18 protein-coding genes and 2 pseudogenes are annotated in these 21,454 nt (G+C 58.7%); 8 read left to right on the forward strand and 12 right to left on the reverse strand.

Translation table 11 applies throughout. The annotated features are described in order from the left end of the window. Nucleotides 1-276: 276 nt before the first annotated feature. From RBH10_RS24165 to RBH10_RS24180, 4 genes are all read right to left on the reverse strand, one after another. The gene (locus tag RBH10_RS24165; RefSeq protein WP_281039549.1) at nt 277-735 is read right to left on the reverse strand and encodes a PaaI family thioesterase; all 459 of its coding nucleotides are present in this window, start codon (nt 733-735) and stop codon (nt 277-279) included. 167 nt (nt 736-902) lie between these two features. Further along, on the reverse strand, nt 903-2,147 hold the full coding sequence (locus RBH10_RS24170) for an MFS transporter (RefSeq protein ID WP_281039550.1): 1,245 nt from the start codon (nt 2,145-2,147) through the stop codon (nt 903-905). Nucleotides 2,148-2,226: 79 nt separating this feature from the next. Continuing rightward, nucleotides 2,227-3,057, reverse strand: coding sequence for a 3-methyl-2-oxobutanoate hydroxymethyltransferase (gene panB, locus RBH10_RS24175; RefSeq protein ID WP_281039551.1), 831 nt, complete (start codon nt 3,055-3,057; stop codon nt 2,227-2,229). Nucleotides 3,058-3,078: 21 nt separating this feature from the next. After that, nucleotides 3,079-4,236: a pyridoxal phosphate-dependent aminotransferase gene (locus RBH10_RS24180; RefSeq protein WP_281039552.1), complete on the reverse strand. Its 1,158-nt coding sequence runs from the start codon at nt 4,234-4,236 to the stop codon at nt 3,079-3,081. A gap of 182 nt (nt 4,237-4,418) precedes the next feature. Here RBH10_RS24180 and RBH10_RS24185 point away from each other — a divergent pair, with 182 nt between their 5' ends. Next, nucleotides 4,419-4,883, forward strand: a complete 465-nt coding sequence (locus RBH10_RS24185; RefSeq protein WP_281039553.1) for an Lrp/AsnC family transcriptional regulator — start codon at nt 4,419-4,421, stop codon at nt 4,881-4,883. Between the two features lie 400 nt (nt 4,884-5,283). On the opposite strand, the gene RBH10_RS24190 is transcribed toward RBH10_RS24185, so the two are convergent. Both RBH10_RS24190 and RBH10_RS24195 read right to left on the reverse strand, forming a co-directional pair. Beyond that, the gene (locus RBH10_RS24190) at nt 5,284-5,586 is read right to left on the reverse strand and encodes a sce7726 family protein (protein ID WP_306180990.1); all 303 of its coding nucleotides are present in this window, start codon (nt 5,584-5,586) and stop codon (nt 5,284-5,286) included. A gap of 184 nt (nt 5,587-5,770) precedes the next feature. After that, nucleotides 5,771-6,901, reverse strand: coding sequence for an RHE_PE00001 family protein (locus tag RBH10_RS24195; protein ID WP_281039555.1), 1,131 nt, complete (start codon nt 6,899-6,901; stop codon nt 5,771-5,773). A 198-nt stretch (nt 6,902-7,099) separates the two neighbouring features. On the opposite strand from RBH10_RS24195, the gene RBH10_RS24200 reads away from it, so the two are divergent. Beyond that, nucleotides 7,100-8,248 (forward strand): site-specific integrase, encoded by a 1,149-nt coding sequence (locus RBH10_RS24200; RefSeq protein ID WP_281039556.1) that lies wholly within the window; start codon nt 7,100-7,102, stop codon nt 8,246-8,248. Nucleotides 8,249-8,259: 11 nt separating this feature from the next. On the opposite strand, the gene RBH10_RS24205 is transcribed toward RBH10_RS24200, so the two are convergent. Then, nucleotides 8,260-8,802, reverse strand: coding sequence for a hypothetical protein (locus RBH10_RS24205; protein WP_306180991.1), 543 nt, complete (start codon nt 8,800-8,802; stop codon nt 8,260-8,262). Nucleotides 8,803-9,187: 385 nt separating this feature from the next. Here RBH10_RS24205 and RBH10_RS24210 point away from each other — a divergent pair. Continuing rightward, nucleotides 9,188-9,785, forward strand: a pseudogene (locus RBH10_RS24210) (arginase family protein); the annotation flags it as partial. A 506-nt stretch (nt 9,786-10,291) separates the two neighbouring features. On the opposite strand, the gene RBH10_RS24215 reads toward RBH10_RS24210, so the two are convergent. Beyond that, entirely contained in the window at nt 10,292-13,195 is a 2,904-nt protein-coding gene (locus tag RBH10_RS24215; RefSeq protein ID WP_281039559.1) for a Tn3 family transposase, read from the reverse strand. Nucleotides 13,196-13,289: 94 nt separating this feature from the next. Here RBH10_RS24215 and RBH10_RS24220 point away from each other — a divergent pair, with 94 nt between their 5' ends. Then, complete coding sequence (locus RBH10_RS24220; RefSeq protein ID WP_037199745.1) at nt 13,290-13,895, forward strand: recombinase family protein; 606 nt, start codon at nt 13,290-13,292, stop codon at nt 13,893-13,895. Between the two features lie 23 nt (nt 13,896-13,918). Here the strand turns inward: RBH10_RS24220 and RBH10_RS24225 are convergent, their stop codons facing one another. The 4 genes from RBH10_RS24225 to repA form a co-directional block, all read right to left on the reverse strand. Further along, entirely contained in the window at nt 13,919-14,482 is a 564-nt protein-coding gene (locus tag RBH10_RS24225; RefSeq protein WP_281039560.1) for an AAA family ATPase, read from the reverse strand. A gap of 653 nt (nt 14,483-15,135) precedes the next feature. Continuing rightward, nucleotides 15,136-16,350, reverse strand: a complete 1,215-nt coding sequence (gene repC, locus RBH10_RS24230; protein WP_281039561.1) for a plasmid replication protein RepC — start codon at nt 16,348-16,350, stop codon at nt 15,136-15,138. 190 nt (nt 16,351-16,540) lie between these two features. Further along, the gene (repB, locus tag RBH10_RS24235; protein WP_281039562.1) at nt 16,541-17,575 is read right to left on the reverse strand and encodes a plasmid partitioning protein RepB; all 1,035 of its coding nucleotides are present in this window, start codon (nt 17,573-17,575) and stop codon (nt 16,541-16,543) included. Beyond that, nucleotides 17,572-18,795, reverse strand: coding sequence for a plasmid partitioning protein RepA (gene repA / locus RBH10_RS24240; RefSeq protein ID WP_281039563.1), 1,224 nt, complete (start codon nt 18,793-18,795; stop codon nt 17,572-17,574). The genes repB and repA overlap by 4 nt, the downstream gene beginning before the upstream one ends. 373 nt (nt 18,796-19,168) lie before the next feature. Here repA and RBH10_RS24245 point away from each other — a divergent pair, with 373 nt between their 5' ends. The 4 genes and pseudogenes from RBH10_RS24245 (at nt 19,169) to RBH10_RS24260 (ending at nt 21,446) form a co-directional block, all read left to right on the forward strand. After that, nucleotides 19,169-19,792, forward strand: a complete 624-nt coding sequence (locus RBH10_RS24245; protein ID WP_281039564.1) for an acyl-homoserine-lactone synthase — start codon at nt 19,169-19,171, stop codon at nt 19,790-19,792. Between the two features lie 10 nt (nt 19,793-19,802). Next, nucleotides 19,803-20,781, forward strand: a pseudogene (gene trbB / locus RBH10_RS24250) (P-type conjugative transfer ATPase TrbB). Continuing rightward, a complete protein-coding gene (locus RBH10_RS24255) occupies nt 20,771-21,154 on the forward strand; it encodes a TrbC/VirB2 family protein (RefSeq protein ID WP_281039566.1) in 384 nt (127 codons plus the stop codon). Before trbB ends, RBH10_RS24255 begins: the two are co-directional and overlap by 11 nt. Then, the gene (locus RBH10_RS24260; protein WP_281039567.1) at nt 21,147-21,446 is read left to right on the forward strand and encodes a conjugal transfer protein TrbD; all 300 of its coding nucleotides are present in this window, start codon (nt 21,147-21,149) and stop codon (nt 21,444-21,446) included. Before RBH10_RS24255 ends, RBH10_RS24260 begins: the two co-directional genes overlap by 8 nt. Nucleotides 21,447-21,454 lie beyond the last annotated feature (8 nt).

A 21,454-nucleotide genomic window follows, 5' to 3' on the forward strand; every position in this document is an offset into this window, starting at 1 on the left:
TCACACAAACCATATACGACTCTTGAAGTCTCCGCGCGGCCTGTCCTCTTGGGACGCCTGACGGGGCCACTTTACGGAAAAGCGCCATGACCATGAAGATCGTCTTTGAAACCGACTGCGTTCTTTGCGGCTCGTGGATCCATTTCCTCTTGCTCATAAGCGCGACCACGAGATGCGTTTCATCAGCGCGTGGGTTGGACGCCAGCCTTGCGCACGCCGCCAAGTGTGAAGCCCAGAATAAACGTTGGGCCGCCCGGGCACAGAACGGAATTCAGATCAAGATTTTCGGCTTTTGCTCGGCAGGCAGATGAGCGTCTGCTGGCCAAGGGCGACCTGAAGGCGCTCTCCGCCCGATGAAGAGAACACCTCAAGCTGGCAGATCGTCAGTGTCCGGCCACTCTTGACGACACGACCGACCGCATCGACGAATTCGCCCTGAGCGGGATTCAGAAGGTTCAGCTTGAACTCGACGGTGAGAACCTCCGTATCTTCAGGGAACAGGGTGAACCCGGCATAACCTCCGGCGGAATCGGCGATCGCCGACAGGCCACCCGCATGAAAATAGCCGTGCTGTTGGGTCAGTTGCGGAGCAAACGGCATACGGATGACCACAAGCCCCCGATGGACCTGGTGCAGCTCTGCTCCAAGATGCCGCATCAACCCCTGTCGATTGAAGCTTTCACGGATGCGCTGCTCGACGGTTTCGTCTACAGGTTCGCCCAATACACCGCTCATTCGTCATTACTACCCTTCATAGTCGTGATAAGCCTAGCCGCAAAAGGACGACAGTATCGTCCACGCAAGTTCCAGTTCCGGCGCGCGCCAGGCCAGCAGGATCGGCACACACAGAGCTAACAGAAACAGCAGCGGAAGCCAAACCTCAAGCCTGTTCGGATGTGGCGTCATGCCGGCGAGGCCGTCTGCGTGTTGCGAACGATCGGGCAATCGTTGATCGGCCAGTGAACCAGCGTCGCGACGACGCCGAGCACAATCGCGATGGTCCATCCGGCTAAATACGACCCGGTAACCTCGAACAGATAGCCCCCTGCCCACACGCCGAGGAACGACCCGACCTGATGGCTGAAGAACAGGATGCCGAACAGCGTACCTATATACCGGACCCCGAATATCTGGGCGACCAGTCCGTTGGTAAGGGGAACTGTGCTCAGAAATAGGAACCCCATCGTGACGGAAAAGCCGTAGACGCTCATCTTGCTCAACGGGACGGTGATGAAAAGCGCAATGGCGGCGCTCCTTATCAGATAGAGGGCGACGAGCAGATATTTCCTGCGCATCATCCCACCCCAGACGCCGAACAGATAGGTGCCGACCACGTTGGCGAGCGCGATCAGGGCCAGGGCGGCGACGCCATCTGATGCGCTCATGCCGTTGTCAATGAGGTAGGACGGAAGATAGGTCGCCGCAAATGTCAGCTGGAAACCGCAGGCGAGGAATCCGATATTGAGAAACCAGAAGCCTTGATGCCGAAACGCTTCCGCGATCGCAGCAGCCATTGGGATGTGCTGGGAAGATGGCTGAGTGTCCAATTTATGATTGCGCAGCAGGAAAACAAGCGGCAGCAGGAAGGGCACTACTGCTGCAAGCGAAAGCAAAGCGTTCATCCAGCCCCAGTTGTTGATCAACGCCTGCGTCGCCGGCACCAGTGCAAACTGTCCCAGACCACCGATCGCGCCGGCAAGGCCCAAAGCCCAGCTTCGCCTTTCGATCGGGATCAGGCGATTGAGCGCCGCATAAACGACGCCGAAAGTTGTTCCTGCCTGTGCGATGCCGATACAGATGCCGGCGCTCAGCACGAAGAGTGGAACCGTCGGCGCCAGCATCATGCCGATGAGACCTGCCGCATAAAGGAGCAGCCCAGCCGCAATCACCGTGGTCGGGCCGAAGCGATCCGCAACCATACCGGCGAAGGGTTGTGCGATCCCCCAGGTCAGATTTTGCACTGCCATCGCCAGAGCGAACGTTTCTCGCGACCAGCCGCGATCCGCTGTGACCGGCAACAGGAACAGGCCCTGCACGTGGCGCGCGCCAAGCGCCAGCCCCATGATCAGCCCGCTCGCCAGTATGGGAACCCAGAGTTCAGAGGACCGCCAGCGTCCGGCGGCAGACGGTTCGGGCGTCCAGGCCATGAAAAATACTCCCCAATGACTTCAGCCGTGAATGGATCTCTATTGTTCTTGTCCTCGCGGGGAGATCGAAACCGCGCGCTCAAGAATGGGGCCGTTCTCGCAATCTGTAGGTCTCGCTTTCACCTGGAAACTCTCCTGCGCGCACGTCCTGCGCATATTGCGCTGCGGCCTTTTCAATCGGTGTGCGGATGTCGGCGTATCGGCGAACGAACTTCGGCGTCCATTCGAACATCCCCAGCATGTCATCGGTCACAAGAATCTGGCCGTCACATGCTGCGGATGCGCCGATGCCGATGGTGGGCGCGCTGACGGCGGCCGTGATTTCCTCGGCCAGATCGGATGCGACACCCTCAACAAGAATTGCAAAGGCCCCGGCCTTATCCACGGCGCTCGCTTCGGCGAGGATGCGCTCGCGCTCGTCCGCCGTCCGCCCCTTGGCCTTGAAGCCGCCCTCGACATTCACCGCCTGCGGGCGCAGGCCAACGTGACCCATCACAGGAATGCCGCGTGACACCAGAAACGCGATGCTTTCTGCAACACCTTCCGAGGCTTCGACCTTGACCGCCTGACACCCCGTCTTGCGCAAGACCTTCGAAGCGGTCTTGAACGCTTGATCAGGACCGCGCTCATAGCTGCCGAATGGCAGATCCACCACCACCACCGCACGCTCGCTGCCGCGCATCACTGCCTGAGCATGCAGAATCATCATGTCCAGCGTGACCCCAACCGGACTGGGCAGCCCGTGCAGCACCATGCCGACCGAATCCCCAATCAGCAGAAGATCGCAATGCCGGTCCAGGAGTTCGGCCATCGGCGTGGTATAAGCCGTCAGGCAGACGATCCTCTCGGCACCCTTGCGGGCGCGGATTTGTGGTACAGTGATGCGGGTGGCTCTTGCCTGTTTGGACATGATGCAACCTTTCTGACGGGCTCAGCCCTTGTTGAGCCAACTGCCGATGCGGCCTATCCCCTCGGCCACATCCTCATTCTTGCCGGCGAAGGAGAGCCGGATGTGCGTTCCGCCGCGCCGACTGTCGAAGTCCACCCCCGGCGCTACGGCAACACCAGCTTCGTCGAGGAGCCTTCGTGCAAATCCCATGCTATCGTTGGTGAGGTGGCCGACATCGGCGTAGATGTAGAATGCCCCGTCGGCGGGGTGGAGTTTGCCAAGACCGATCTCTGGCAGACGCCTGAGCAGGATGTCGCGGTTCAGGGCGTAACCCGCCTTCACCGCTTCCAGCTCCGCCGTCGCGTCAAAGGCTGCAACACCCGCGACCTGGGAGAGCGCATTGACACTGAGCGCGATGTTCTGCGCCAGACATTCGACCGTGCGGGTGACATCCGGCGGCACCACCATCCAGCCGATCCGCCAACCCGTCATGCAGTAGTATTTCGAGAAGCTGTTGATGACGATCACATCGTCCGAAAAGGCCAGCGCGCTCTTGGTTGGGAAGCCGTAGACGAGACCGTGGTAAATCTCGTCCATGATGAGGCGGATACCCAGATCACCGCAGGCGCCGACCAGGGCCTGAAGATCGTCCGGCGCGACCATGGTGCCATTCGGGTTGTTGGGGCTGGCGACGATCAGGCCCTTGAGCGGCTTTTCTGACTGTACGTCGGCAAGCATGTCGGGCGTAATCGTCCACCGGGTCGCCGCCGTCGTCGGGATCTCGACGACCTCGAGCCCCAGCGCCTTGAGGATGTTGCGGTAGGCTGGATAGCCCGGTGTCGGAAGGCCGACACGATCACCAACGTCGAACAAGGTGAGGAAAGCCAGATTGAAGGCGGCCGACGAGCCGGTCGTGACGACGATCCGGCCGGCTGGAATGTCGAGATGGTGGATCTCCCGGTAGTATCTGGAAATGCGCGCTCGCAACGTTGGCGTTCCGAGCGCTTCGGTGTATCCGATACGACCACTCTCTAGCGCAATCGTAGTAGCCTCTCGCACGACCCTTGGCGTCGGTGCGCCGGGCTCACCGACAGCAAGGTGGATGATGGACCGGCCTTCCCGCTGGAGCTTGAAAGCATCCGCCATGACGTCCATGGCTCGAAAAGGCTCGACTGCACTGCGCTGCGAAAGAAATGTCATGTCTTCCTCGAGTTTAGACCGTGGACCGAAGGCCGATCACGTTTCCGGCGGAACAGTTCGAGCCTTTGGCTATGCGTACCGCTCTTTTACACCACCACTCGTATAAATGGGTTGCGTTTTTGAGCGAAACTTCCCCATAGTTTGGCATTCAGTTAAGAAATCAACTTCAGGAGTGGCATCTGATGCCAAACACTTTAGACTCGATTGACCGCGCCATTCTGAGAGCCCTGCAACGGGATGCAAAAATTCAGAACATTGAATTGGCGGAGCGTGTCGGTCTCTCGCCGTCGCCCTGTCTTCGCCGGGTCCGGCTCCTTGAAGAGGCCGGCATCATCGAGCGGTACGCAGCACAGCTGAACCCGGAAAAGGTCGGATACGGCCTGACTGTGTTCGCGCGGGTCTGGCTGAAGGGGCCAGACGAGGAAACAATCAACCCGTTTGTCGACGCCATCATGAAACTGCCCGAAATCGTCGAATGCCACATGCTGTCTGGCGACTGTGATTTCTTGCTGAAGATTATCGCCGCAGATCTAGACGCCTACAGGCGCTTCCGGGTCGAACAACTCGGGCGCATCAAGGGCATACGCGACATCAAATCGGACATCCCGATGCAGAAAATCAAGCAATCATGGGAAATCCCGATGTGAACGATCAACTCTCGCTATCGTCCACTGACGCGCTGCATGCGCCACGGAGGGTTTCGACGGCGAGGGAGCGATAGTAAGCGTTCGAAGAACTCGCCGGCCGCCCCGCGCTGTCTACACAACACACGTCTATGCTCTTGGCGAAAAGCTCACTGGATCCGCCTACAGCGACGCACAGCGGCCGATCCGAGCATCGATGCCGTGCGTGCTTGCGTGGAGCCCGCCTTGGTTGCTTCAATCAATGTTTTCGATCCCAGTGTGGACTTGGTGCTGGGCGTCGACCGTTTCATGGGCGAAGCGCGCGCCCTGAAGAACGTCATCGGCTACTTCGTCGCCATGATGGCGGTAGCCAAACGGGAGGGCGAGTGTTGGTTTCCATGCGGAACTGAGCCGCCTAACCGGCTCAGTTCTGCGTGGAAACCAACAGCCTGGGTGTGGTAACGAGTGACACCCTATCAAAGAATTTAGAGAACGCCGGAATCTGGACGGTCAGCCGGTTCAGGGTATCTCTGTCGCTTTTGATTTCGAAGCCAGCCATTTCACCGTTGACAAGCGCGACGTCGATGCGGGCCGACGGGCGCGGCATCTTAAATTCTTCGAGCATCTTTGCTGCCAAATGGTCAGGGTGCTGCTGCCGCAACCACGCAAGCAGTGGCGTCCTTATACTGGCGTCAGTACTGGTGAGTATTTTGACCTGTTTCATCATCGATGAGCGTGTTATCAATCCTTAAAGAAACCTTCAACGACGACCGAAAACACAAAAAAAGATTGAGACCTGAGGCGTTCGCGCCTCTAACTATAAACACTCGCATTTTTAGCCCCATCTCATTGAGGGCCTTGATGTGGCGAAGCCGAATCTGAGACCCGACATCTATTCCGCCCCCACGTGATTAAAGAATTCCCCACGCCCGAAACCTCCCCCTGCCCGTCATCTCGCGCAGGCCCAGTTCCAAAACAATCCGCCGCGCCGCCTGCGGCGTCACCTCGAGCGTCTTCGCCACCATCCCGGCCGACACCAACGGTCTTGCCATAACCAGCTCGACCAGCTCCGGCAGCTTTGAAGACGTCCGGCGCCCGTCCAGCTTCCGCTCCATCATTTTACGCGCCAGCGCCAGCCGGTCATGCTCCTTCATGCCGATCTCGGCCGCTGCGATCAGGCTGTGGACGATGGCCAGCAGCCGGGTTTCCCGGTCGCGATGTCGGCGCCGATCGACGGGAATGGTTTTCAGGCCAAGGTTGATGGCCGCGAGATGGGCACCTGACGTGATGCCCGCCTGGCGCAGGATCGAAGCGGCCAGCAACCGGCCGAGCCAGGGGGCGTGCTGAAGGACGGAGAGCTCGTTCCAGGCATCGAGGGCGACGATCGCCTGCAGCACCGCCGGAAGGTGTTCGGTCTGCCTCAGCACGCCGCGCCATTCGTCGAGCCGGGCATCCTCGTCCCAGTCGAGATCATAGATCATCGGATCTTTCTCTTGGCCGCCGCCACGGCCAGGCCGTGTTGCATTCTCGATTGCCGCCTCCGATCGGGCCAGCACTGCATCGATTGCGGCATAGTCGACGCCAGGAAGGTTTTCGATGTCGTCGACATCGTCCCCCTCTCCTTCCCGATCGTCCGCGACGGCGCGCCGGATGGCACCGACCGCCTGCACCTCTTCAGTGTCGGCCGACGTAATCTCTGCGGTTTTTCTGAGAGTGCGGACGCCGTCTGCCGACAATGCCCAGCCGGGAAGTTGGGCGGCGATGCGCCGGCGAGTGCGCAGCACGTCGCGGGCGATGGTCAGCTCGTGGGTGGGTGTGCGAATATCGCGGGTGTGGTCGTGGAGGACGAGGTCTTCGAGATGGACGAGTTCGCCGTCGATCCACAGTGAGGCGCAGGCGTCAGCAAAGTGGCTGCGCTCAATCCAGCCGGCGCCGACCGGCGAACGGGCGATACGTTCGTCGAGACGCGCCAATTCGATACCGGCGCGGAATGCCGGCTCCAGCAAGGCTGTCATGCTGGTTTTCGCGAGATCGTAAGCCATTGAAATTATGGTAAATGATTTCGTAAAGGAACTCTATCGGAATATTACAGTTCCTCACATGGTATGTTTGAGAGTTGGCGTTCTAACCTTCGATAAGTATCGCTTATCGGAGGTGATTGATTTCGAGTCGCAAATCAGAAAGAATCCGGCAAATCCACGGTCGCTCGGCCGTCAAAACCGCTGATCCGGAGCATTACCGTGGCCAAATCAGAAAACTCCAAGACCGCCGTCGATCGGCGCGCCGACGAGCTCGACACCATCGCCAGCGTGCTGCCGATCGACCGCCGCGACGAGCTGGCTGAGTTGTTGACCGACCAGGACATCGAAACGCTGCGCCACCTGGTCAACGAAGGCATGGGCGAAAACACCCTGCGCGCCCTCACCTCCGATCTTGCCTATCTGCAAGCTTGGTCGCTCGCCGCCACTGGCGCCTCCCTCCCCTGGCCAGCACCCGAAGCGCTGTTGCTGAAATTCGTCGCCCACCACCTTTGGCAACCGGAACAGCGCGACATCGATCCTGAACACGGCATGCCGACCGCTGTCGAACAGAGCCTGCGCGACCAGCAGTTCCTTCGATCGCCAGGGCCGCATGCCCCCGATACAGTGCGCCGGCGGCTTGCCAGCTGGTCGACGCTGACGAAATGGCGCGGGCTGACCGGCCTCTTCTCCTCCCCTTCCCTGAAATCCGCCATACGCCTCGCTGTCCGTGCGACGCCGCGGCCAAGGAAACGCAAGAGTGCCAAGGCGGTCACCGGCGACGTCCTGGCAACGCTGCTCGCGACCTGCAGCACGGACAGCCTCCGCGATATCCGTGACCGGGCAATCCTGATGGTGGCCTTCGCCTCGGGCGGTCGCCGTCGCAGCGAGATCGCTGGTCTGCGCCGCGAACAGCTAACCGTCGAGCCGCCCATCACGGTCGAAAACGGCCCTCCCCTCCCCTCTCTCGCCATCCATCTCGGACGCACCAAGACGTCTGGCTCTGATCACGACGAGGTGGTTTATCTGACGGGCCGGCCCGTGGATGCGCTCAATGTCTGGATAGCGGCTGCGAGGATCGAGGGCGGGAGCGTGTTTCGTAAGGTTGATCGCTGGGGCAATGTTTCGAAGCGGGCACTGGAGCCATCTGCCGTCAATGCGATCGTCAAGCAGCGGGCGGCGCTGGCGGGGCTGGATCCTGGGGAGTTTTCTGCCCATGGGCTGCGGTCGGGATATCTCACGGAAGCCGCCAATCGTGGAGTTCCCCTGCCGGAAGCCATGGAGCAGTCCCGGCATCGATCGGTCCAGCAAGCCTCCAGCTACTACAACAGCGCGACACGCCGCAGCGGTCGAGCGACGAGATTTTTGTAGCCACGAAAAGTCTAGTTCTGCAAATCTTTCCAGTCGCGATACACGCGGAATAAGACACCTGCGACCAACTCCACGGAATACTGTGACGTCCTTAATCCAGGCACCCGCTGGGTAATGCTTGCGTCTGCGACATGAAAGCACGCAATGAAGTCGTGCTTTTCATCTTCAGTCAGTTCCGGAATGTTAACGTCGCCCTCAAGATTTGAGAGTCGGCTCAAATGCTCAAGTGAAGCGATCGATATTTGATCATGTGCATCAAGGAGCCCTAAGCGCAGTGCCAGCTCCATAGCGTAGATTTCGGCAGCAGGCCTCCCCCGGAACTCATCATCGGGCAGCGCAAGGCGAATGATTCTATCGTAGTGGCGAACCCGTGCCCGCCACACGAGTTTGTCAGGTGTTTCTTCCGTGAAATTCGTGTCGCATGTAATTGGAAATTCCTTCTGCGTCTCACCAGCAAAAAGACAATCATGGACTTGCTCGTAGCGATAGACTTCCTCAGGAATACAATAGCGCGCGCTATTGGTGCGGAGATCGCGCTTAATCACCACGACCATCTCGTTTCCAAGTAGCCAGTTTCTCACGGTCAAAGGATCAACGTACTCCGTCCATCTGGCTGCGACGCCAGCGGCAGGATCGGTCGCTTTTGATTGCACAAAGATTCTGAAATGGCTCCACAGTACCTCCGCCAGTCGCGTGCGTCACGACAAAGAAGTCCTCACCGTAGTCCTTTTCAAGCTTGTTTGAAGCGAAACCAGACTCCGCAAAGGTAAGCATGTTTCGAAGCTCGCCGCGATCACCGGTGATGTGTTCTCTTGTTCTTTCAGCCACTGGAAGCCCTATCTACAAACGAACCCTTTCCATTGCCATAGCGCCATAAGCCTAATACCACGCTAACTACTGCCGTTGCAGGCAGCGCATGTGCCGGCCACAGCCGCCTCCATGCTGAGCCTGGCGATCGACGGAGTGGAGCACTTGCCCGACCAGCTCTTGGCTCCGGCCTTGTGGAGCGCATCCATGCGCGTCGCGCTAAGCGGTTGGTTGTGCCTTCAAAGGACCCTACGCCCGATATTGAGATCTTCGTCCTGAATGCCAGCGCAATTGCGTGGTCGCCCAAGCTTGCCGATGCGGCGGAAGCGGTGCTTGGCATCGACGGGGGCGAATTTCCGATCGTACTCGGTGGTGATTGAACGATCGTGCTAGGCCCAACGCCCGCGTTTCGACGGCGCGGCCGCATCGACGGCAACGCCGATCTTCCAGCCCGAGGCGGAACACAAATGGTGAGGGCGCCCAGATGGACCTTACCCTGGTCACCGGCTATGGCCCGCCGCACCTCTCCGCCAATGAGGGTCGAAGTCCTCTGGTCCGTCCCGAAGAGCTCAAGGCGATTGACCTTCCCGCCGTGCGCTCGATGGGCATCGAGGCCGCCTTGCGCGAAGCGGTTGACCACTTGACGCAGGAGGAACTGGATGGCTTCTTCATCCATATCGACGCCGATTGGCCCGACGACGTCATCATGCCGGTTTCTGACTCAAGGCTAACCATGAGCCGATATAAGGCGGCCGACTTTGATTGGCGCATGCTGAATGCGATCTGGTGCGCGTTGGCGCGGCCTGTCCCAGCGATCTGGCCCGCGCAGCACCTGCTACAACCGCTTGGTTCGATAGCGGAACGCAATGCAGGCGGGCGAGGGTTGTGGCTATCCACCCACCTGCATTGCCAGTCTGTCAGGCCCGGTCACGCGCCGTTGTGCGGTCGGTTTGAAAACTGGCTCCGTTTCGCCCCACGACACCTGGCGAGGTTCGATCCGCCGGCAAGGAATTACTTCACTCGACCAGTACGAGATCGTACTGCCTGTGCCGCTCCTCCCTTGCCTGGATAGTGTCCAGTCCGCGGACTGGACATTAACACGACGCTCAGGGGTCGGCGGTTCGGCCAAGTTGCGGCGGCACATTTCGCGCACAAGCCAATCAAATAAAGCTCATTTCACCCCGCGTGGCGAGCGACTGGGTCAGAGCGGGGGCGTTTGCGGTACGGGGCGATATACTACCTTAACGGCGGCCATCGATATTCGCCGGTGAGCGTTATATGCTCCCATCCGAGCGGTGAGACGTGAGGCAGGAGCCCAGGATCAATCTGCTCACCGCTAGCGATTTGCTCGGCAACGATTTCGCCGAGCTTCCACGCGTTCCAGTAAATGATAATGGCGGTGAGGAGATTGAGGCCAGCAATTCGATGTTGCTGTCCCTCGGACGAGCGGTCTCGGATTTCACCACGCCTGTTGAAGTTGACTGCTCGCTTGAGGGCATGGTGGGCCTCACCCTTGTTCAATCCGATTTGCGCTCGGCGCTGCAGATCGATATCGCTTAGCCAGTCGAGCATGAAGATCGAGCGCTCGAGACGTCCGACCTCTCTGAGTGCCACTGCCAGGCTGTTCTGACGTGGATAGGCGGCGAGTTTTCGGAGAATCTGACTCGGCACTACCGTCCCAGCGGCCATGCTGGCGGCGAGCCGCAGGATATCCGGCCAATTCTCGCGGATCAGTCGAATGTTAATCCGACCGCCAATTATCGGCTGGAGCACATGCGGCACCTCTTTAGTCGCAGGAACATAAATCCGCTTGTCCGGCAGATCGCGGATTCGCGGTGCGAACCGGAAGCCGAGAACGGAGCAAATGGCAAAAACGTGGTCGGTAAAGCCGCCTGTATCGACGTAATGCTCGCGGATTTGTCTTCCGACGTCATTCTGCAGCAGGCCATCGAGAATATAAGGCGCTTCGTGAGCGGTCGCGGGAATGACCTGAGTCGAGTACGGAGCATATTGATCGGAGACGTGACTGTATGCCGAAAGCCCAGGCTCATTGCCATACCGGGCATTGACGACGTTCAATGCTTCTCCGGTCGCCCCTGCGGGGAAGTGTTGGCCATCGGAAGACGACGTGGTTCCGTCACCCCAGAAGCGCGCCATAGGTAATTTCGATTGTGCCTCAACGATCATCGCAAGGGCGCGCGCCGTTGTCTCCTCTCTGACGTGCCATTTGCCGATCCGCAGCAACTCCCAGAAAGTGTGGGTGTCGCTCGCGTCGGCCATCTTTCTGAGACCGAGATTGACGCCATCGGCCAGCAGAACGGTCAAAACACCAATCCGATCGCCGCAGGCAACGCCCGTGCGAAGATCAGTGAAGGCGTCGGTGAAGTGCAGCTTTTCATCCACCTCAATGAGGATGTCCGTGATCCGAACGAGCGGCATGCTTTCATAGAGTTTCAGGACGAGTGCGGCAGCCTCCTCTGGTGTCGCCTTTTCGAGCCGATCGATCTGAAGCCTGCCGTCGACGATGGCCCCACCTGCAAGAATACCAGCCTCGTTGGCACATTCGATTTGCGTCATGCCGCGTTTGAGGGTTTGGCTTCGCTGGCGAAGCCAGTCGTCGGCTTCCAGCGGAACAGCCAGCCGTGCAGTTTCGGAGACGGTTTCAATCGGGACCAGTGCTGTGCTGATCTCGCGATACCGCCTGCTGTCAGCCAGCCAGATGTCGCCCGAGCGCAGCGCGTTGCGAAGTTCGAACAAGATCCCGATTTCCCATACTTGCCGATCGGGTTTTCCATCCGTCAGAATCCTTTTGCGCCACTTGGCTCGAGCGAAGTCGAGCGGTGCATTGACTGGCAAAGTGCGATGTCCGCGGCGATTGAGACGGCGCAGCATTTCCAATGCTTCGAGAAGCGAATCCGCGCCGCGCCCTCCTCGGAACGTCAGGATTTCCAGAAACCGAGGCGCATACCTCCGGAAACGGGCATATCCGTCGGTCACGAAATCCAACGGATCTGCCGAGACCTTGCCTGTCAGCGCGGCCGCCTGCGCGACAGTTTCGCGGAGCAATTCCCAACCCCCACCTTCCGTGATGGCTAATCCCAAATCGTCCTGCTCATCATGCGCGGTGATCAATGCGCCACCAAAGCGGGAAAGCATTTTCAGCGTGTCGCCGATCGAAGCGCGCTCGGCTTGCAACAGCTCATCCCGTTTGCGTTCACATGCGCGATAGAGCTTTCCGACGATACGATCATGCGTTTCGATAGCGACATCCGCCAACATGGCCGACCACTCTACAACGCATGCCGCCAAAATCGCCAATCGTCGAGTTTCCGGCAGATCCCGCATTCCATCGGCGGAATAACGTTCGCCTTGACGACGCAAACCAGTCACGCGGAAAGGCGGGATATCGTCGAGGGTGCCAATATTGATGGCGAGCTCGCGCAAGTACTCCAGCCGGTCGAGAAGGCCGTTCATATCGTTGGAATTGGAACCTACTTCGAACTGACGCAACCACACAAAACGCGTAGTCCGGCCATCGACCGTTTGGGAAAGCAGGGACAGCAGCCGAACTCGGCTCTGCGGGTCGATACGTCCAGTGATGCGGGACGCGATCGCCCGTTCAGCCGCGACCAAGGCGTCTGCGCAGCACCGTTCGACGGTCGAGATTGCCGGGACGATGACGTTGCGACTACGCAGCTCTGCCAGAAACTCCGTAGCCAACAGATCATTCGTTCTTGACCTCTCGGCAGCCTCCTTGAGCCATGCAAGCATATTCGTGCGTACCTGACCTTCGAATGGTCGATAGCCGTAGAGCTGCTGCAATGCCGTCGAATGTTGATAGCGCGTTTCCGATCTGGCACCGTATTCCGCAAGTTCTTCAGCCATGACACCGATCTGCGCGCCGATGAAGGCCAACATCGATCGCGGAATCATCTCGCCTGGCTGCAGGAGGCGGCCAGGATATCGGAATGCACAAAGCTGGAGAGCAAATCCCAATCGATTTCGGGGACGACGGCGTTGCCTGATGTGCCGCAGGTCTTCGTCACTCAATATGTAATGTCGAAGCAATGACTGTTCGTCAGTTGGCAGATCGAACAGCTTCTCGCGCTGGCGTTCAGTCAGAATAGTGCGCCGTGGCATGCAATGTTGTCCCTATTGAAGTAAAGTCTGTTCTGGACAACAATCGGCCCATACAAATCAAGACCTTCAGGCACCAAAATCCACGAGGGTTCAATTGGGACAGCGCGCCGCCATCTATTGCCGCGTTTCGACTGCCGACCAGTCATGCGAGCGGCAGGAGCGTGACCTAACGGCCTTCGCTGATCGAGCCGGTTACGAGGTAGCGGCGACGTTCAAGGAGACTGGTTCGGGCGCGAAACTCGACCGGGCCGAACGCAGGAAGGTCATGGCGCTGGCCCAGGCGCGGAAGATCGACGCCATTCTAGTCACCGAGCTTTCCAGATGGGGGCGCTCCACTTCTGATCTTCTCAATACACTGCGTGAACTGGAAGGCTGGAAAGTCTCCGTCGTCTCCATGAACGGCATGACCTTCGACCTGTCATCACCGCATGGCCGAATGCTGGCGACTTTCCTCGCTGGTATTGCGGAATTCGAGCGCGACTTGATCAGCGAGCGGGTCAAGTCCGGGCTTGCCGCCGCGAAGGCGCGAGGCAAAAGGCTCGGTCGTCAAACGGGAGAACGCCCTAAGTCAGATCGGCTCGCACCGAAAGTCATGGCGCTGATTGCGGAAGGCCGCAGCTATCGCTGGATTGCTCGGGATCTCGGCATCAGCAAGAATACCGTCGGGGATATCGTCAACCGCGAAAGGCGACTAATATAACCGCGCAAATTTGCGCCGCTCAATTACGACGGTTGGCCGTCGATCTCGTTTAGCTTAGCAAGCACCGTGGCTGAAAGATCATTGACGTCCCGTCTCCCATCTAAACGAAGAACGGGGACATTTTGCTGTGAAAGCCAAGCTTCATGGCGAGCACGATTACGTCCGGAGAATGCTGGGTCGTCGTACTTCGATGCCCAGTCGCGAAATGCGGTGTGTATTTCATACATATCGCCACCGGGCATGATCCGTTCCCCGAAACGCTTCTTCTCTCGGTCCACCAGACGTTCCATACGAATGGGTGTCGGTGTATCAACGAACACAATCAGATCAACATCACCGATTAGAACGTCGCCCCAACCATCGAAAGACCCTGTCAGAACCCATCCGCTGCTCCCTTGGTTTTCCTGAATCCGTCTGACCCTCTCTTCGGGAGCACGCTTTGTTGTAAAAGGTGGATCCGTCGGCAACCAATAGAAATCATCGACATCTAAGTGCGGCACTGCCAACAGTTGCGCGAGTTCGCGCCCCAAAGTCGTCACTCCGGAACAGGAGGCCCCTGTCAGATATATCCTGCAAACATTGCTCATTTTGCTCGAATAGCGTGGTGCCGCCCAAGCAGCAAGGATTCAAAAAGCTAAAAATCCGTAAAGGTAGTATATCGCCCCCTTCCGCAAACGACCCCAGAGCCGGCGTCATCTTTTCCGGCCCGATCCAATCGGGTAGAAGGGAGCCTTGCGGCGCACCTCCTACCACACCACCGAGCGTACGCTCCACACACGGCGGTTCATGTCGCGCTCGGTTTCATGGGCCCCAATTCCCGCGCGCCCTACAAGCGCGCAACCATATCTCGCGGGTTCTGGTCGGCAGACCTCCCAGGGTAAGACGCGTGACCTTCGTGCCAAATATCTGTCGCATCTACGCGCGCACCCTCTGGGTGATATCGGGCTTCGGGTCTTGTGGCCCCCTCGCCCGGATGCGGACGCCTCATATGGGTTTCCTGTTCGTCAGGCTGGCACTTTGCTTACAGCTTCCTTCAGACCCCACCTCGCGGCGACGCCGTTGCTGTTCGGCTAGCGGTTCCCATCACCAAGGCCCGCAGAGGGGTCTCACCTCCAAGGCATCGGCCGGATACCATCCCGGCCCAACGGTGCTCACGCACCACGCGCCATGTGTGGCGCACCACGGGAAACCCTGACAGCTGTCAGGGTTTTGTCCCACTGCTAACGCTTTCTCAATCATCTTATCCTGCCTTAAGCCCACTATCGCTGGCTGCTTTCAGTAGCGCCATCAGCATCGGCCCGAGTGAAAATTCGCCTCGTGCCGCCTTCCGGGTCAGATCTCGCAGATATCCCCCCGGCGAATTGATATGCCCTGTCCGCTCCAGGATGCAAGCGATTGCAGCGGCCGCATTTTCTGGTCCCATCACTTCGCAAGCTTCTTGATAGGCCGACGAGCTGACACCTAACATCGACCGGACCACAACCGCTGCGCCCATCATTTCACGCCAACTCCCGATCGTACCGCCCGGCCCATACATCGCGATCTCCGGGCACGCTCGTAGGACCATACCAAGCGGAAAACTCCGGATCGGCTCCCGCTTCGGCTGATCATTCTCCACCGCCTTCGCACCCTGCTCTTTTCGTGAGCTAGGTTCAAATTCACATATAGATTTGGTTTTTGAATTCTGTATGTGACGCTCATTGTGAGCAGCATTGGTGCCGATATTTTCGTCTTTTTGTTGCATTTCCAGGAGGTTAATAATCTCCTGCTGCAGGAGCTCCATCTCGTCCAGGATTGAATTCACATCGGTGAGCGTCGGAGAGCGCGGAATCCTGCTTACGAGACTGATGTACATCGCTTCGATGTATCCCCAATTGCCCGATGCACCTTCCTCGACCGCGGCAGAAATGAGCTTTCGAACGTCGCGCCTACATATCGTCAGATTTTCCTTCGCCCGCCGGAGTGCAAAACGATCGGCAACGACCTGTTGCGCCATCGTGGCGAGCTCATCCACTCGAAGGAGCAACGGTGACAGGTCGAAGCCGAATGCGCTATCGATTGCGCCCACCTTGTCTTTCCGGGCGTAGCGCTTTCCGTTCGCGCTATCCTTGCGCACGATAAGACCCGCCTCAACGAGAAGGGCCAGATGCCTGCGAAGCGTAGCGCCGGCGATACCGTGCGCTCGTAGCGTCAATTGCGCGTTGGACGGGAAAACGATGAGCTGCGCATCTTGGCGCAATTCGTTGTCCGGATAAAAGCTCAGGAGTGCGTCTAGGACAGCCAGGCTGCGATCCTGCAGCCCAAGCAGCTCCCTTGCTTCGGAAGCATCCCGAAAGACCTTCCATTTGTCCGCAGTCTTGCCTGGCTTGATCTCACCCGTCTCGACCTGCCGGCGCACCAGGGCAAGCGTCATCGGCCGCCGCCCAAAGGGCGTCGTAACACTTCCGTTCTGCATTTTCTTCACCTTCAAAAAGGCAAAAGAAACCTGCTCACCAAATTTACGGTGCCAAAGACTCTTGACTGGGATTCGGGGAAATGCGATTCTCTAGTTGTCACACATTGAGAGAGGCTTCCACGACGGCAACGTTTGGGGGCCTTTTTCTTTTGCAGTTCTTCCTTTCTTCACTTTCAAACCCTGACAGCTGTCAGGGTTTCTCGTTTTCCCGGAGGCGCGCAAAACGCTCAGTAAGCGCTGGGAGCTCCGCCTCAACAAACTTTAAAAATTCGATCCCGAGTGAGCCTTCGGCCGAAATCCGAACCTCTTTCGACGACATCAAAAAAGCGCCGAGCTTCGTTCCGCTCTTGTCTGTGATCGGACTTGGCGCCCGACGATCCGTCGATGCAGGCTTGATGGCGTTCAACGCACGCTGAAACCTTTGATCGGATGTCTCAGCATCGCCTTTTCTATCCAGCGCCTCCCGCAGGGCATCAAGCGTTCCCGGATTGCCCGCAACCGTCTTGGCAAGATCGAGCCAGCGTGGCCGCCCGATCTTTGGAGCCCTCCCAATGGCCTCGATGATATTCACGGGAATGATCCTGTAGACATTCCGCATCCGAGCCAGCTCTGCATCCTCGATCGAAAGCGCAGCGTAGATGTGCCGGGGCTTGATCCCTGCATCGTCCATTCGCGATGCAAAAAGTGCGCGCTCGATCCAGGTGAGGTCTTGGCGACCCGCGTTTTCGATGCCTTGCGCAAGGACCAGGTCGAGGTCGGAAATCTCGACCTCTAGCGCGCGAACAGGCCGGTTGAGCTGCATGGCTGCGAGCCAGCGTCGATGACCGTAGACGATCTGATAGCGGCCTGGCGACGAAGGGTGTTTGCGAACTTGAACGGGAACCTTTTGGCCCTCTGTCTCGATCGACCGCTTGAACGCCTCGAAGCTCGTTGCATCATCGTCTGGCAGCCTGTCGGGGTAAGGGGAGGGATCAATGAGCGATGGATCCAACTCGCGAACTGCACCACCACCCGACTCAACGATAGCCTTCAAGCGATCTCGCTCTGTTCGGATGTCGTCGATAGCTCGGTGAGCGGCACCGATCACACCTGCGCCTACACGATTCCCGGAAACTGGATCAGGAGCCTGCGACGGCTGCTGTTGATCCGCGGCCCGATCACTCTCCAGTTCCGCGGAAAGTAACCCGAAGCTGGCGACAATCGACTTGCGAGGGGACTTGCTCATGACCGCCCCCAACTGTCATTTACGAGGCGAACAATTGCCTCGTTCACAGCGTCTACAGCTTCGCGGGCACGCTTGTGAGTATCGCGCCCGATCTGCCCCAGTTCGAGTTCATATACAGAACGTTTCGCCAGGCCGGCGGCCTCAACGGCGGTGCTTTCGATGGCCGTGGGCAATAATACATCGGAGCCGAACAGGTGCCGGAGCATCGCCACGACTTGCGACTGTGGCGCGTCATTGGGGTCGTGTCGTGTGACCAGATACCGAATGAAGTCCTGGTCCAACTGAGCACCGCTCTCGTTCAGAACACTAATCAGATCGCCCATCATGAGAAGAAATTGGCTCATTGACGCGACATCCAGCATCGCTGGGTGGACCGTAATAATCATACTGGTCGCAGCGTATATCGCGCTCAACGTCAGAAAGCCGAGTGACGGCGGAGTGTCAAGAAGTACGACGTCGTAGTCTGCGTCAACTTCCGAAAGTGCGAGTTTCAGTCGCTCGAAGAAGATTGCGCCAGAGCTGGACTTGTTCGCCAGGATCCGTGGTGTTTCGTGCTCATACTCCATAACTTCAAGATTGCCAGGAATGAGGTCGATGCCATCGAAATATGTTTTGCGAATTATATCGCGGATTGGACGACGTTCGGCGTCGTCGTAACGCAAAGCGGCATAGATCGTTTCATTCGAGCCGACGTCAACTTCTGGCTGAGCACCGAACAAAGCAGACAAGGATGCTTGCGGGTCCAAGTCGAGTGCGAGGACGCGATAACCATGAAGTGCGAGATAGTGGGCAAGGTGGACGCAGGTTGTCGTCTTCGCGCTGCCACCCTTGAAGTTGGCTATCGCAAGCACCTGGAGGTGCTCGCCAGCACGACGGCGTGGGAGGAATCGCAAGGCGTCTACCGGCTTCTGCTTGGCGAACAACTCGCGCAACTCGTTGATCTGGCCCAGCGTATAGACGCGGTGATTGTTCTCCAGCCTGCTGGGAACGGGTCCGCGTCCTTCGGTCGACATGAGCTTTAGCGTGGAATCAGGTATCGATGTTAGCTTCGACACTTCGTTGGTCAGGAACGGACGGAGCGTCTTTTCCGACTTTGGCGGATACATTCGAGTTCGAAGTTCCTGCAATTGCCCAGACAGAAGCCCAGCATGACGCATAATTTTGGTGCCGGCATCTTCCTTCGAGCCAACAACTGCTTCTACTCGGTTCGCTATCGCCATCTGTCCCTCTTGGCGGCTTTCTACCGGTTTACCGGTCACTGCCCGCTAAAGGTAGAACACGATTCTCGGAACCGGTCCAGAAGTTTAGGGTTAACAAGAGATTAACGACTGAGGACAATCCGCAAAAGGCTAATCGGATTTTTGCTTTTCTGCTCCGTCAGTTAGCCTCGGATCTCCGGTTCTTTGATCCCGGATTGTTCTCCTGTGAATCCAACAAATCCGAACAGTCTACCCCGATAGCTTTACCGGTCTCTGGAACGCCCCACTCCTCCCGAACCGCGACTCACCTCAAACCCGATTGTAGGATCCTACAACTGCACCCCAGTCTAATTCTGTGCTGATTTCGCCGCCACCAACAACGACGGAGAAAGTCATGCAAGCTGTTGCGCTCTCGCTGCCCCGGACGATTCAAGAGGCCCGTCTCCTACACCTCCACCACCAGCTACGTGCGCGGGTCTTTTCCGACCGCATGGGTTGGGAGGTCGACGTAAAGGAAGGATGCGAGACCGATAGTTTCGATGCGCTCCGTCCGACCTATGTGCTCGCCGTAACAGAGAGCGGTGCATTGGCAGGATGCGCCCGGCTTCTCCCTGCTTCGGGTCCAACGATGGTGGCGGACGTCTTCCCGTCGCTTCTCCCCGACGGTCAACTCAACGGTCATGCCGCAATGATTGAGAGTTCTCGCTTCTGCGTTGACACGGCCCTCGCGGAGGGGAGGGGCGACGGTTCCCTACACGAGGCCACGCTGACCATGTTCGCCGGCATCATCGAATGGTGCTTCGCGAATGGCTACACCGAGATTGTCACGGTGACCGATCTTCGATTCGAGCGCATCCTTGCCCGCGTCGGATGGCCACTGCATCGTTTGGGCGAGCCGAAGAAAATCGGCGTGACGATGGCCGTAGCGGGCACACTGCCCGCCAATACAGAGACGTTCCTCAGGCTCCGTCCTTCCAATTACCGTTCTGAACTCAGCCCTCTCAGCCAGGCAGCGTAAGGAGAAATCCGTGAACCAGCTTCGCTCTCATCCCCGGCTTGTCCGCAAACTTCAGGAGGCGCTCGGCGATCAGCTCGGCGTTGCGCTGGACGACGCGACTGTCGTCGAGATCATGCTCAATCCGGACGGAAAGCTGTTCATCGAACGCCTCGGTCACGGCGTCGCGCCCGCTGGCGAGATGTCGTCGGCTGCCGCGGAGATGGTGATTGGCACAGTGGCGCACGCGCTTCAGTCAGAGGTCGACACGGAACAGCCAATCATCTCCGGCGAGCTGCCAATTGGTGGCCACCGCTTCGAGGGTCTGTTGCCCCCAATAGTCGCCAAGCCTGCCTTTACCATTCGGCGCCGCGCGTCACGCCTCATTCCGCTCGAAGATTATGTCCGCACCGGCATCATTACCGAATACCAGGCGTCGACGATTCGCAGCGCGATCTCCGCGAGGCTAAACATCATCATTTCCGGGGGGACCGGCTCGGGGAAGACGACTCTTGCGAATGCCGTCATCAACGAGATCGTCAAGTCCACGCCAGAGGATCGTCTCGTCATTCTTGAAGACACCGCGGAAATCCAATGCGCGGCCGAAAACGCCGTTCTCCTCCATACCAGCGATACGATCGATATGGCGCGGCTCTTGAAGAGCACCATGCGGCTGCGTCCCGACCGGATCATCGTTGGCGAAGTCCGCGACGGCGCGGCCCTCACTTTGCTCAAGGCCTGGAACACCGGCCACCCCGGGGGCGTCGCAACCATTCACTCGAACACCGCCATTTCGGCGCTGCGTCGCCTTGAGCAGCTGACCGCCGAAGCAAGCCAGCAGCCAATGCACGAGGTGATCGGAGAGGCCGTCGACCTAGTCATCTCGATTGAGCGGACGCCGCGTGGGCGGCTTGTTCGCGACATCATTCAAGTCGAGCGGTTCATCAACGGACAGTACGAGATCGAGATCCGATCGGCTCACCGAAGAACAGGAGGCGCGCCATGTCGCGTAAGCATACCCTCATCGCCACCGCACTCGTGGCGGCGCCCATCGTTCTTGCCTCTGTCGCGCCGGCGCTCGCCAGTTCCGGCGGCAGCCTCCCATGGGAAGGGCCACTGCAGCAGATCCAGGAGTCTATCACCGGCCCGGTCGCGGGCGCAATCGCGCTTGCGGCGGTGGCCATAGCCGGCGGCATGCTCATCTTCGGCGGCGAGTTGAACGATTTCGCGCGGCGCCTTGTGTACGTCGTTCTTGTCGCCGGCATCCTGCTCGGCGCCACCAACATTGTCGGCCTTTTCGGTGCGACCGGCGCTTCAATCGGGCTGCCCGACGAGCAGATCACCTCAATTGGTTCGGACGGAGAAGGGGAGGGGGATCATGCCTGAGTCCCTGTCCGGCCTGCGGCGTAACCGCATCCATCGCGCGCTCTCCCGCCCGAACCTACTCATGGGCGCCGACCGGGAGCTGGTGCTGATCACCGGCCTTGCAGCGGTGATCCTGATCTTCGTCGTCCTCACTGTTTATTCGGCGCTGTTCGGCGTCGCCGTCTGGGTGGTGATCGTCGGGCTACTCAGGATGATGGCGAAGACCGATCCGCTCATGCGGCAGGTCTATATCAGGCACATTTGCTACAAGCCCTACTACAAGGCAACCACTTCGCCGTGGCGACGGTACTGAGGAGGAGG

Source organism: Rhizobium sp. AN73, assembly GCF_030757975.1.
GTDB lineage: Bacteria > Pseudomonadota > Alphaproteobacteria > Rhizobiales > Rhizobiaceae > Agrobacterium > Agrobacterium arsenijevicii.

Excerpts from the sequence above, each read along its gene's own strand:
- RBH10_RS24165 (WP_281039549.1), bottom strand. The coding sequence starts at position 735 with ATGAGCGGTGTATTGGGCGAACCTGTAGACGAAACCGTCGAGCAGCGC.
- RBH10_RS24170 (WP_281039550.1), bottom strand. The coding sequence starts at position 2,147 with ATGGCCTGGACGCCCGAACCGTCTGCCGCCGGACGCTGGCGGTCCTCT.
- panB (WP_281039551.1), bottom strand. The coding sequence starts at position 3,057 with ATGTCCAAACAGGCAAGAGCCACCCGCATCACTGTACCACAAATCCGC.
- RBH10_RS24180 (WP_281039552.1), bottom strand. The coding sequence starts at position 4,236 with ATGACATTTCTTTCGCAGCGCAGTGCAGTCGAGCCTTTTCGAGCCATG.
- RBH10_RS24185 (WP_281039553.1), top strand. The coding sequence starts at position 4,419 with ATGCCAAACACTTTAGACTCGATTGACCGCGCCATTCTGAGAGCCCTG.
- RBH10_RS24190 (WP_306180990.1), bottom strand. The coding sequence starts at position 5,586 with ATGATGAAACAGGTCAAAATACTCACCAGTACTGACGCCAGTATAAGG.
- RBH10_RS24195 (WP_281039555.1), bottom strand. The coding sequence starts at position 6,901 with ATGGCTTACGATCTCGCGAAAACCAGCATGACAGCCTTGCTGGAGCCG.
- RBH10_RS24205 (WP_306180991.1), bottom strand. The coding sequence starts at position 8,802 with ATGGTCGTGGTGATTAAGCGCGATCTCCGCACCAATAGCGCGCGCTAT.
- RBH10_RS24215 (WP_281039559.1), bottom strand. The coding sequence starts at position 13,195 with ATGCCACGGCGCACTATTCTGACTGAACGCCAGCGCGAGAAGCTGTTC.
- RBH10_RS24225 (WP_281039560.1), bottom strand. The coding sequence starts at position 14,482 with ATGAGCAATGTTTGCAGGATATATCTGACAGGGGCCTCCTGTTCCGGA.
- repC (WP_281039561.1), bottom strand. The coding sequence starts at position 16,350 with ATGCAGAACGGAAGTGTTACGACGCCCTTTGGGCGGCGGCCGATGACG.
- repB (WP_281039562.1), bottom strand. The coding sequence starts at position 17,575 with ATGAGCAAGTCCCCTCGCAAGTCGATTGTCGCCAGCTTCGGGTTACTT.
- repA (WP_281039563.1), bottom strand. The coding sequence starts at position 18,795 with ATGGCGATAGCGAACCGAGTAGAAGCAGTTGTTGGCTCGAAGGAAGAT.
- RBH10_RS24245 (WP_281039564.1), top strand. The coding sequence starts at position 19,169 with ATGCAAGCTGTTGCGCTCTCGCTGCCCCGGACGATTCAAGAGGCCCGT.
- RBH10_RS24255 (WP_281039566.1), top strand. The coding sequence starts at position 20,771 with ATGTCGCGTAAGCATACCCTCATCGCCACCGCACTCGTGGCGGCGCCC.
- RBH10_RS24260 (WP_281039567.1), top strand. The coding sequence starts at position 21,147 with ATGCCTGAGTCCCTGTCCGGCCTGCGGCGTAACCGCATCCATCGCGCG.